At 44.0% G+C, this 12,831-nt stretch carries 9 protein-coding genes; 5 read left to right on the plus strand and 4 right to left on the minus strand.

Translation table 11 applies throughout. The features are described from left to right. From ACEW8S_RS02170 to ACEW8S_RS02180, 3 genes are all read right to left on the minus strand, one after another. Positions 1-454 (minus strand): hypothetical protein (locus ACEW8S_RS02170; RefSeq protein WP_373516546.1); only part of this gene is annotated, 454 nt, incomplete at its 3' end. A gap of 26 nt (positions 455-480) precedes the next feature. After that, a complete protein-coding gene (locus tag ACEW8S_RS02175; RefSeq protein ID WP_373516547.1) occupies positions 481-2,205 on the minus strand; it encodes a SusD/RagB family nutrient-binding outer membrane lipoprotein in 1,725 nt (574 codons plus the stop codon). A 32-nt stretch (positions 2,206-2,237) separates the two neighbouring features. Next, the gene (locus tag ACEW8S_RS02180) at positions 2,238-5,465 is read right to left on the minus strand and encodes a SusC/RagA family TonB-linked outer membrane protein (RefSeq protein WP_373516548.1); all 3,228 of its coding nucleotides are present in this window, start codon (positions 5,463-5,465) and stop codon (positions 2,238-2,240) included. Positions 5,466-5,685: 220 nt separating this feature from the next. On the opposite strand from ACEW8S_RS02180, the gene ACEW8S_RS02185 reads away from it, so the two are divergent. The 5 genes from ACEW8S_RS02185 (at position 5,686) to ACEW8S_RS02205 (ending at position 12,215) form a co-directional block, all read left to right on the plus strand. Further along, positions 5,686-6,291 (plus strand): ribonuclease HII, encoded by a 606-nt coding sequence (locus ACEW8S_RS02185; protein ID WP_373516554.1) that lies wholly within the window; start codon positions 5,686-5,688, stop codon positions 6,289-6,291. A 212-nt stretch (positions 6,292-6,503) separates the two neighbouring features. After that, positions 6,504-7,874: an OmpA family protein gene (locus ACEW8S_RS02190; RefSeq protein ID WP_373516549.1), complete on the plus strand. Its 1,371-nt coding sequence runs from the start codon at positions 6,504-6,506 to the stop codon at positions 7,872-7,874. Between the two features lie 31 nt (positions 7,875-7,905). Further along, the gene (locus ACEW8S_RS02195; RefSeq protein ID WP_373516550.1) at positions 7,906-8,604 is read left to right on the plus strand and encodes a hypothetical protein; all 699 of its coding nucleotides are present in this window, start codon (positions 7,906-7,908) and stop codon (positions 8,602-8,604) included. 130 nt (positions 8,605-8,734) lie between these two features. Next, positions 8,735-9,364 carry a hypothetical protein gene (locus ACEW8S_RS02200; protein ID WP_373516551.1) on the plus strand — a complete coding sequence of 210 codons (630 nt, stop codon included), beginning with the start codon at positions 8,735-8,737 and terminating at the stop codon, positions 9,362-9,364. A gap of 64 nt (positions 9,365-9,428) precedes the next feature. After that, the gene (locus ACEW8S_RS02205) at positions 9,429-12,215 is read left to right on the plus strand and encodes a CHAT domain-containing protein (protein WP_373516552.1); all 2,787 of its coding nucleotides are present in this window, start codon (positions 9,429-9,431) and stop codon (positions 12,213-12,215) included. A 63-nt stretch (positions 12,216-12,278) separates the two neighbouring features. Here ACEW8S_RS02205 and ACEW8S_RS02210 read toward each other — a convergent pair. Then, positions 12,279-12,831 (minus strand): tol-pal system YbgF family protein (locus tag ACEW8S_RS02210; RefSeq protein ID WP_373516553.1); only part of this gene is annotated, 553 nt, incomplete at its 5' end.

Genomic DNA, 12,831 nt, shown 5'->3' on the forward strand with positions numbered 1-12,831 from the left:
CGACTTTTTCTAAATTGGGGGTCAAGCCCAATAGGTCTACCGCATCCTGTCCATTGACTGTCAGCGTATATCTTGGTTTGCCGTTTTCTGTCGAGGTAAATGCCGAAGCGGGAACGCTGAGCAGCATTTCTTCCGGTATACTGATATCTTCGTCGTCGAGGGTTGTTTCCGTAACACCTTCCCTGTCAAAAAACCTATCGACATAGGAAACAAAAACGTCCATGGATTCGAAACGTGTATTATTCTGAAAATCGTCCGCTTCAAGTTCAAGGACGATATCGGAACCCGGGATATCACTTTTATTGACAATTGCCGGATTGCTTACCGAGATAGTTCTCAAAACCGCACCTTGTGTCAATTCCGCCCGGGGAAAGGGGTTTTTGTCTTCATCCTCACACCCGAAAAAGAGAACTACTGAAAATGAAAACAGTATCGTTTTATAAATGTTTTTCATGGTCTTATTATTTTCTTTGATTAATGTTATTCCAATGTTGGCCCGCCTTCCGCCCAAAATACACGGACTGCCTGATTGGGCTTTTGCGAAGCGTTGGAGTTTTGGTCTACCAGTTCGCTCGGGTAAATAAACGAATTGACAAATTCACCGGGCTGTGCCAACAAGGTGGGCTGTAGGTCTGATGGGAAACCAGTTCTCCGGTATGTATTGTAAGCTTCAATTCCGTTACCGAAAAGTGCTTTGAAATACTCCGTAACTACAAGCTCGACCTTACCGGTAGCAGAAGCGCCGTCATACTCTACCAGTACATTGTTAACATACCGATCTATATCAGCTTGAGTGGGCACGTAAACATCTCGGACCGTCCGTGTTTCGTCTTCCTCGGTATCAGGGTCGTCTGCAGTAACCACATCATCTAAATAATCAAGACCTTCACCGAAAGATATCACCTTTGTGATGGAAGCTCTTACCCCTGCTTCCAAATAAACTCTGGGATCACCGGTAACCCCGGCTGTCAGTGCTGCTTCCGCCAACATAAAATTAGTAAACGAAGAAAGCATTATTGGAGATGCCCCGGCACCTTGAAGGCCTATATTCCTTCCCGGGATTGCCGTTCCTTGACCGATGTCCAGAAGACCGCCAATAGGGTAGACGCCCCAAGTGGTCCTTAGACCCCCATCGGGGGGAATACCGTCGTTATCTCCATGATCTCTGCCCCAATAGCCATTACCCGGATCACAAAAAACATCGGATAACGAGAAATGAACCGGTGCGGATTGTGTAACACATTCTGCCTCATTGGGATCGGTGGTAAAGTCTAAGGATTGCCGATAGAAATAATAGCGTGTACGGGGATCACCGGTTGGATAACTGTCCTTAATCAATACCATGAAGTAATTTGACATATAATCGGTGACATCTGCAGGAACATCAAAGTTTCTACCGAAAACAGGGTGCCTACTGTCTGGATTGGCATCGGTGGACGAATAGTTAAACTGAAAATCATCGACGGCATCCAATATCAAATTTCCATCCGTAACCAGAGCGTTTATTTTGGCACCTGCACCCGAATCAACCAATCTGGTCTGTATATACAGTTTTAGTTTGAGCGTGTTCACCAATTTAATCCACTGGCTTTCGTCACCGCCGTAAAAAAGATCGCCTGTAGCTCCAACGGCCTCTTCTCGATTGAACTCTGCTATGGCATCGTTCAACAATGTTTCGATCGCGGCATAAACGGCAGCATCATCATCGAGGTTCGGATTGGGAAATTCCGCACCCTGTAAAGCCTCCGAGAAGGGTATGTCACCAAAGAAATCCGCTAACGTCATAAATGCATAAGCTTCAATAGCTTTGGCGATTCCCTTGTGGGTATAAAGCCCTGCCTCTTCCGCCGGTTCCTGAATAGCCCTGGTATCTGCCAATAGCCCAGCATACACATCTTGATAAACATTATCAAAGTCACCGGGCAGGTAAGCATTATCATAGGTCGGCCCGAACATGTGCAATATTCGGGTCACTTCCATACCGCGTTCCGAAAAACCTGCATTATCTTGCGACTGGGTACCATCCACAAGGGCAGCCAGCTCAATTTCAATCGAATTTAAAAATAAATCAACATCCGCTTGCGACGGCGCCAGGGCGTTCGGACTTTCCAAAATCTCTAACTGTGTCGTTTCACAGGAGTTTAGACCAAGGGCTATAAACGAAATACATAATCCTCGGTATACGTACTTATATTGTTCTAACATGGTAGTTCTATTTTTGCTTTTGCCGTTCATAATTAAAATGTTGCCTTTACACTGAATCCATATCTTCTGGAACTGGGTCCGGTTATATAATCGATTCCCTGTCCATTACCTACACCGGTACTTAGGGTGTTGGTGTCAAAGCGTACATCGTCGGGGGTATTTACCGCATCATACCAAATATTATTGCCACTTAAAGTAAAACTGAGCTGACCAAAAGGTGTTTTTTCCAAAAATCTAGATGGCATATTATAAGACAGGCTAAGCTCGTTCAATCGAATGGTAGTTCCATCATAAATCAAGAATTCTTCAAACGGAGCAAACCCGATGGTATCAAAACCAAGGTTTGAAGCAGTAATTTGAGTGGTATTTATTGAACCATCCTGTTTCACTCCCGGCAACACGAAGGAAGCTGACCGGTCGATACCAAAACCAACGGTTCCCCTTCCTAAAGTCGATCCAATGGTCTGGGAAAAAATATCCCCGCCATGTCTATACAAAAGGTTCGCCGAAAGGGAAAGACCCTTGTAACTGAAGGTTGTAGTAAGACCAGCGTTCCAATCTGGATTGGGATCACCCAGAATGGATATCTCACCTGCGTCCAAATACAGGCCGTCGTCCCCTACGACCAGATCACCTTGATCATTCCTGACCACCGCTGAACCTTGAAGGATTCCAAAGGGTTGGTCAACGATGGCATAGTTTGCCACACTACCGATGATAAAGTTTGTCAACGCGATTTGATCAGTGCCTGCTGGAAGGCTGGTAATCTTACTTTCGTCCGCAAAGAAATTACCCGCTAGATTCCACGAGAAATTATCGGTTCGAACCGGCGTAAAATCGAAGTCGACCTCAATTCCCTTATTTTCAAGGCTGCCCGCATTGATTCTAGTAACCGTAAATCCGGTCGATGGATCCAAATTTTGATCGGTAATCAAATCTTTGGTATCTTTTTTATATAGACTCACGTTGAGCGATAAGCGGTTTCTGAAAAACTGTGCGTCGACTCCCACCTCTGTTTCAGAAACCGTTTCAGCTTTCAAATCCGGGTTTCCCAAGCGGTTTGATACCTGATTACGTGAAAGTACGCCATTTGCGCTAACAAAGCCCCTTGAAGTCAAGTCAAGCGTGTTTCTGGTACCGTAGGGATCAGGAAAACCGGCAGAGGTGCCGTAGCCCGCCCGTAGTTTTAAACTGCTAAGGAAATTATCGCTCACCAAGCCTTCAATAAATTGGGTAGGTATAAACGATATACTCGCCGCAGGATAAAAAATACTGTAGTTGTCCCTTTCCAAGGTAGAACTCCAATCGTTACGTGCGGCGAAGTTAAGATAAAGCCCCCTCTTGTAGCCCAAGGTTATGTCGGTGTATATGCCGAGTTGGTTTTCAAGGGTATTAAAAGCCAAATCGTTACTTGTAAAACTGTTGACCGTAGAATGATTTACAAAATTGTAATGCTTCAGTACCCCGAAGGCCAATTGCTGTGTACTTTCTACCCCATCCCGTTGAAAGGTATCGTTTCGTGACTGCCCCCCTAACACTACTTGTAGATTCAAATCTTCGGAAAAATCTTTGTTATAATTAAAGTTCAAAGTATGGTTCCAAATTTTGTTCTTAACCTGGGTTGTCCTAAAAATACCAGTAGGATCTCCATCTACACCCCCTTTGTTCTGGCCATAGGTATTAAATTCGGTGTACGTGTCAAGTCCCAATTGATAGGTCACACCAAGGTTTTCGGCAATATCGTAACCAAGGCTCATGTTTCCGAAAACACGTTCCGTATTTTGGGTAGTTTTAGAGTTAGCTATCGTCCATCTTGGGTTTTGAATGTCGTTTCCGGAACGATAATAAATACTTCTTCCATCTGCTGTCTGAAAAGGGAGCCCGAATAAATCGACACTTTTAGGTGTATAAAGAACATCTCCAAAAACAGAGGCGCCATCGCCAATTGTACCGCTACCTAACGAGGCGGCAATCGGTGGGGTCTTGTAATCGGTATTCGAATAGTTTAAAGTACCGCTAATTGTTAAATTGTTGGCGAGATTGGCAGAACCCCCGATTCCTATATTGTTTCTTATGACCTTATTGCCAGGGGTAAAGCCTTGATCCTCTAAATGGCCCATGTTCACATTAAAGGTGGCATCTTCGGTAGAACCCCTGAGGTTTACGGAAGATGACGAAACTCCCCCAGTTCTGAAGAACTGTTCGACGCTATTGTAATTTTGATATCTATAATCGGATGCCGCCAAATCTTCGTATCCCACTTTTAGCGATTGGTCCGACAACCTGTCGATAGGATGCTGTACCAAAACCGTTCCATCCGAGGCAATACCCCTAAATTCCGAACCGTAGGAAACGGGATTTTGATCTGAGAATGCCGGGCCCCAATTACTAAAGAAAAACCCATATGCCTGATGAAAACCACCGCCAAATTCCGTTTGGAATTTCGGTAAAATCGCTTCACTTATAAAATAAGAAGAGGAAGCGGTAACTTCAAGCTTTTTCGTAGTAGCTTTTGAACTTCCGCCTTTTGTGGTTACCAAGACCACACCATTTCTGCCTCGTTCTCCGTAAAGTACAGTGGCACTCAGTCCCTTTAAGACCTTTACATTTTCAATGGAATTGGGGTCAAGGTCTAAAAAACGGCTTGATTCACCCGAGCTATCAAAGAAATCGGATTGTTCATTTGCTCCTCCATCGAATGGGACACCGTCTACAATGAAAAGAGGTTGGTTACTGCCTGATATGGACGAATACCCCCTGATGATAAAATTAGTTCCCGAACCGGAAACACCATTTGTTGCCGTTATATTAACGCCGGCGGCCTTGCCTTGCAGAATTCGTCCTAAATCGCCCTGGGCTCGCTCCTCGATTTCTTCGTTGCCCACATCGCTCACAGCATACCCAAGAGACCCAGCTTCCCTCTTGATGTTTTGGGCAACTACAACAACTTCTTCAAGGGCTTGTGCATCTTCAGACATTTGAACATCAAGTATCGAAGAACTACCCACAGTCATCTCCTTAGTTTGCTGACCCACGTAGGTAAAAGATAAAATTTGATCTTCGGCGACTTGGATAGAGTAATTGCCGTCGAAATCAGTCTGGGTGCCGGTAGTTGTACCCTGGATTACGATGTTAACACCTGGTAACGGTAATCCGTCTTGATCGGTCACAGTACCGGTCACCGTTTTTTCCTGCGCAAAAGAAATCTGCACGACCAACGCCAATAATAGCGTCAGCAATCCTTTGTATTTGGCTCTCATTTTGTGTTTCTTTGAATTAGTCATTGCAAAAATCTTAAATTAAAGTTAATAAAACAAAAAAATATAACAACATCTCATAGGTTTTGTTAAAAATAGATTGATATTTGTCAACTTAATTAGAATGCATGCATAATTAATGATAAATAATCACAACATTAACTCTTAGATTGCGAATACCATATAGTGGTTCTTTCAAGTTTGTATATTACCTCACTATCTTATTAAAAAACTTAGAAAAATACATAGATTTCAAAACGAAGCCGGCACTGATGAGGCCGGTCGAGGCTGCTTGGCGGGTCCGGTGACCGCGGCCGCCATTATCCTTCCCAAAAACTTTACTCACATACTGCTCAACGATTCAAAACTGCTCTCGCACAAAAGCCGGGATTTTCTTAGACCGCTGATCGAGCGGGGCTGCACTAGCTTCGGGGTCGCCCATGTGCATCCGCAAGAAATCGACGAAATCAATATCCTCAATGCGGCTATCATGGCCATGCACAAGGCCATAGATCAATTGACCATCGCACCTGAATTCATCATTGTAGACGGCAATCGTTTTAAAAGCTATAAAGAAATTCCCCATGAATGCATCGTAAAAGGCGATAGCAAATACATAAGCATTGCCGCCGCGTCGGTGTTGGCAAAGACCTATCGTGACGCCTATATGGAAGCGCTTCACGCGGAATACCCGATGTACAACTGGAAAAAGAACAAGGGATATCCAACGAAAGAACATCGCGAGGCCATCCGTACATACGGACTCACCCCATACCATAGAAGAAGTTTTCGGCAGTTGCCCGACCAATTGAACCTAGACCTTTGGTAAAATTTGCTTTGCTTTTTACATCCTACAACTCAATCTTTCCGATTTTCTGCCGATGGTACAGTGTTGACTTCCATTCATACACTATTCATGACCGAATACAGCATTTTTAGTCCTTGACAAGGTTAACCTTTTTACTTTGGTGCCATTAAGTCAATGTAAGGCTACTTTCCGTGGCCGATCATAAAAGTTTTTTGACTAAATTAATTGTGATTATGAACACGATACAAATTATATTTCGATTTTTGCTGACCGCTATCTGTCTATTGGGCACTGTTTTTGAAATGAACGGACAACTATTTAAGAAATTGGGCAAGGCCGCGGAACGTGCTGCGGAAAGAACCGTCGAACGTAGGGTCGAACAAGAGACCTCCGAGAAGACCGATCAGGCTCTGGACAGTATTTTCGAACCGGGGGCCAAAGGTGAAAATGAAAGACGGGAGCCGATACCGAATGGCGGATCGACCGGAGATGCCCAAATTGGCGGTCCGGATTCAGGTTGGGGAACGAACTCGGGTCGGGATTCCGAGACAGCCGACACGCCTGACGCATCGAGTACAGGCGACCCAAAATCGATAGCGGTTTATAGTAAGTTCGATTTTGTACCCGGCGATAATCCTATTTTCACGGATGACTTTACAAAGGATTTTATTGGGGATTTTCCTTCGAAATGGAATTCAAACGCAAGCGGCGAACTGGTTACCATCGAAGGATATCCCGAAAAATGGTTAAAAATCTTACCGGGGCCCAACACAACCTATATACCAGATGTTACCGACCTTCCCGAAGAATTTACCCTTGAATTCGATGTTGTAGCCACAGGTCTTGACAACCAGACCTCGTCCCAGTCATATCTCGGTTTGATGGTCGGTGATAACAACACTTTCGACAAACCGAAGAACTGTGGCATGATCGAGTATCCATTTTGTCAATACATTGGCAGGGGCATTATTGTGGAAAACAATTTCGCAGGCAAGCGGGTCATGCGCAACGAGTTAAAAACCGACATTCGGAACATCATTAATGAAAAACATCACATTTCCATAGCCGTAAACAAACAACGTTTTCGATTTTGGATCAATGAGAATAAGTATGTCGATGTACCGCGATTGCTTCCAGAAAACATGAAGATGCAGGGTATCAAGTTCACTTTAAGGGATATAAATACTGAAAAAGAAGCGGTCTTTATCGGAAATATCAAAATTGCCGAAGGAGGCGTCGATTTGAGAAGAAAATTACTGGCCGACGGAAAGATTTCCACTAATGGTATTCTGTTCGACAGCGGTTCGGCCAATATTCAGCCGCAATCTATGGGCATCATCCGGCAGATATTTCAGGTATTGCAACAAGAATCCACTATAAACCTAAAAATAGTGGGCCATACCGATGCGGATGGCGACGAGAGTACAAATCTGCAGCTGTCAAAACAAAGGGCGGAAGCTGTCAAAAATGCCTTGGTTAACGTATATAATGTACCACCCGATAAATTAACGACGGAAGGCAAGGGCGAATCGGAACCTGTCGGAGACAACCAGACCAACGAAGGCAAAAGCCGAAACCGCCGTGTAGAATTTATCAAACTGTAAATAAAAATCAAACCTTAAACAATAGTACACCATGAAAAAGATTCTTTTATCTATTCCGGCCCTTTTGCTAATGACAGGCATCGGCTTTGCGCAAAAAACGTGCAGTAAATTTTATCCTTTGGAAGAAGGCACTACCTTTCAATACACGACCTCCGATAAAAAAGGAAAACCAGATGGCACGGTCGATTATACAATCTCCGAGGTGTCCGATAATGGCCCGGCAACCGTGGCAACACTTGACCTTAAGTACACGGACAAAAAAGGAAAGGAAGTATTTGAATCGAACTACAAGATTACCTGCGAAAATGGTATTGTACGTATCGATTACAAATCGCTTTTCCCGACCCAGATGATGCAACAATATTCGGAGATGGATATTGAAATGGACATCAACGGTACCGATATCGAACTGCCGAACGACCTAAGTGTTGGCCAAGTACTCGCAGATGCCAATGTATCTGTGGAAATGAATATGGGTGGTATAAAAATGAATACGACCGTTGATCAGACCGACCGTAAGGTAGAGAAGAAAGAAAGTGTCACGACTCCGGCCGGCACGTATGACTGCTATCTTATTACGGAAACCACTACTTCAAAGACCATGGGGGCCTCTTTCGAGTTGGAGTCCAAACTCTGGTTGGCCGAAGGTGTAGGTATGGTGAAGCAAGAAAGTTATAAAAAAAATGGGGACTTGATGAGCAGTACCGAGCTGACGAAGTTCAGTAAATAATTATCCAAAAAAATGAGCGTTAAATTTGCTGATAGTATTGGTTAACCCTTGACCGAAAAACACATTAAATAACGAAACACAAATTTTAATTACTAACCCGGCCCTTTAGTCCAGGGCAAAAAAAAGCATTATGAAAACAAAAGTCTCTTTTTTAGTGTTCTTCTGCATAGCATTGACCTCCTGCTCTAAATATTATGGGCATGGCGACCCTTATGACGACGACGAAATTGTACTTACGGAAACCAATTATGTTTTCGAAGGCGACCTTTACAAACTATTTCTGACGGGGCAAATCGATTCGTTGACCTCCAGAGCTAAAATTTTGCAAGCAATCATTGACAACAATCAGGGCACCGACGAAATTAAGGCGGATTTGGCAGCTACCACGGCCTTGAATAACGAAACGGCCGCACTTGAGGCTGATATCCCAGGTTTGGACGATCTAGTTTCCAGATTTGGCATTCGGATACCTCCAAGGGTAGGTCCGCGACCCGGTGTCATCGATGGTTTAGTATCCTATGTCGTATTCTATGACCTGAACGAATATAGCGGTGTCTTTTTTGACACAAAGGGTAAAAAAGTAGGTCAGACGGCCAAAACTGCTAAAGCGGTCAAAGGATCCAAAGACCAATTACAGGGTGTAAAAATCGATCTGTCAGAAGTTTTGCTTCCAGGCTCATATCTACTTAAAAGTATACGGGTTGATTCGGATGGAACTCAGGCATCCTATACCAACGGACTTACCGTAAATGGAAAATAGGTACCCTTTTCAGTACAATTAAATTGTAAATTAGCCTTCGACGGCAACGTCAAAGGCTTTTTTTATGAAATTTCTAACTTTATTTTTTGGGTTTTTTCTAGTGGTCTTCCACCTAACCGGCCAATCTTCCAGATATAACGAAAAATTGGATTCACTTTTTGAAAAGGGATATGGGCACCTTTATACAGATAAAGATTCGGCGTATTATTACTGTAATGAGATCATGAAACTGGCAATTGCCGAAAAGGATTGGAAAACGGTCATCGATGCCTTGGCCACCAAAAATATGGTAGCGGACCTTAATTCGGATTTAGATCTGTTCCAAAAAAATTTATTGGTTTTGGATTCATTATACGTTGTGCAGAAAACATATATCGATAGTATGCCGGAAAGCACCATATATCGAAACCTTCTTTTAAATGAAAAAGGCACCTATCGTTATCTACTCAACGACTACAAACGGTCGAGGGAAGCTTTTCAAAAAATCGTCGAAGTTACCGAGCAGGTGCCGGATAGCCTGTTAGATGCCGACCTTAAACATTATCTGTCCTTGTCTTACAGCTATTTGGCCAAAATGTATGCCGATGAAAATAAATTCGATCGCGCAAAGCAGTACTACACTAAAAATATTCGGTATTTGATGGCCGAAAATTCCAGTAATAATCAAAGCCTTTTGTTCAATAATTATAGTTTGTTGGCAGAAGTCTATAAAAATGAAGGAAAATTCGATAGGGCAAACAAGTATCTGTTAAAGACCTTAGAATACAATCTCAACAACAAAAATGGGAGCAGTGTCCTGAGCATTTTAAATCTTGTGCAAAATCAAAACAGCCTAGGGCAAAAGGATAGTGCGACCTATTATCTGAAAATCGCACAAAATCTCATGGCTGCCGATGACCCCGAACTTTCCAGCTATTATCAAGTAAGTGCCGAAACGCATCAAAAAAATAACAACTATACCGAAGCGGAAAAAGAATTCAACAAGTCGCTTCAACTGGTCAAAAACAGATGGGGCGACCAGAAGCCTTTGGAAGTGGCCCATGTTTTAAATAAGATAGGACTGCTTCATGAAGTATTTGATAGGCCACAAAAAGCCGTGGAAAGTTTTGATAGGGCCATAGACCAATTACGGGGTCTTAAAAACGCAGTTGGCCAAAGTAAATTGATAAGAATCCTTAAAAATAAAACTGTCGCCTTAAATTCATTGAACACTTCCGGGGATTATTTATCTACCTTACATACGGTTGACGAAGGAATAAAAATCTTGGACAATCTAAAACCTTCGTTCCAAAGCCATTCGGATAAATTGTGGCTTATCGAGGATGCCTTTCCCATGTTCGAATCGGGTCTAGAAGCGGCCTACGAATTATATAGCTCTACGCAAGATGAACAATTTATCGACAAGGGCTTCCTGTATTCCGAAAAGAGCAAGGCTGTTCTACTGTTGGAGGCCCTTTTGGAATCAAAGGCCACCCAATTTGCCAATATCCCGGCAGACCTATTGGAAAGGGAAAAACAGGTAAAGGCCCAGATCAGCAACCTTGAGAAACAAATCAACGTTGCCCAAGACGACACCGGCACCCTGAAAGATTATCTTTTTGACTTCAGGGAGGAATATAGACGATTGGTCAATAAAATCGAATCGGACTATCCTGCCTATTACGACCTGAAATACAACACTAATACCATTTCTGTCGCTGAAACACAGCGTATGTTGGGCAAAGATGAACAACTGATCTCCTATTTCTACGGCAACGATGCCATCTACGCCGTGGCCGTCGATAAAAACGGCCAACAAATGGAACGGATCGCTATCGACACGACCTTGGAAAATAAAATTAGCGAAATACACCGACTATTGGCCGATCCAAAATCGGATAGTGCCACATTGGGCAAGGCTACCCACCAGTCATACATCAAAGTGGTCGCCCCATTTTTAAATTCCGGAGACATTAAAAAGCTCATCATTATTACCGACGGCCTGTTGAACTACATTCCCTTCGCCGCCCTGAACACCTCGGAATACGGAATTTCATACCTCGCTGAAAGCCATGCCATCGCCTATACCAACTCCGCCACCTTACTTTCGCAATTGCGAGATCGGGAACAAAAAGAACCGAAGATCCTGGCCTTTGCGCCGAGTTTCAATCAGGTCACAGCCCCATCGGACGGCACAAGGAGCGGACTCTTGCCCTTGCCTAACAACAAAAAGGAAGTGGAAGAAATTCTGAACTCTTTTAACGGCCGATCGTTCACGGGCGAAAACGCCTCGCTTAAGAACTTTGAGGCGCAATTATCGGGGTTCGGCATGCTACATCTGGCCACCCATGCCATTTTTGACGACGCATCCCCCGAATATTCCTATCTGGCCTTTTCCCATGACAATGATGAAAACGCGGAAGATTTTCTATACGTAAGCGATCTCTACAACTTGCAGATCGATGCCAATCTGGTGACCTTAAGCGCCTGTGAGAGCGGTATCGGCGACCTAAAACGGGGCGAGGGTTTTTTGAGCCTGGCCAGGGGATTCTTTTACAGCGGGGCATCGAGTATCTGCAGTACCCTTTGGAAAATCACCGATGCCTCAACGACCCAGTTGATGGATACCTTTTATAAAAACCTTTCCGAAGGCGATAGCAAGGACGTCGCACTTCAAAAAGCCCAGGTCCGATTCCTGAACGCTAACCGGCAGAACGCTTTGGCGCACCCCTATTATTGGTCCGGTTTTGTGATTTCGGGCAATATGGATCCGGTGGTGAAGACCCATGGCGGGTTATGGATTGCCTTCGGCGGAATTTGTTTGTTGTTGATTGCGTTTTTGGTATATCGTAAAAGGAAACAAGGAAGGTGATAGCACCTCCCTTGAGACCTGTGCGAGCGCAGTCGAAGTATCATGGGAGGTAGCTCAAAAATTTCACTCCAATTCCTGCAAAAGAGTGCTTGCCTTCTCTTTATTATAATCGTAGCGCGTGGTAAGCGCTTGCAATTGCAGGAGCGCATTTTCGGTATCCTTTTCCCTTAGATAGGTCAATGCCAGATACCAATGGGATTCTGGCACAAAGGCACTACCATTCCGTATGTTCGTTTTAAAAAGTTTTTTGGCCTCCTCCGTTTTATCGATTTGTAAATAGGATTGCGCCCTGTAAAAATCCAGGTAGGGTTTTTGGTTTTTGGGCGGTATCTTTTCGAAATTGTCGATGGCGGTCTTATAGTTGCCCGCTTCGTAAGCGGCGAAGCCTTCCCTTTCGATGGACTCGACCGCATCGCTTCGCGTGATGGTATAGACCGTATTGGGATATTCCTGAAAGTTCTCTTGGTATAAATCGGCATAGTTCGAGCCGAAAAAATTATGGTAGCCAAGCCATCCGAAACCGACCAGCAAGGCAATCGAGGCCGCAATGGCCCAATTTGGGTAGTTTCTCCGCGGCAAGGTACGCACCGGTGTTTCATCGGTAATCCGTTTCTCG

It is taken from the genome of Pricia sp. (assembly GCF_041745955.1).
Taxonomy (GTDB): domain Bacteria; phylum Bacteroidota; class Bacteroidia; order Flavobacteriales; family Flavobacteriaceae; genus Pricia.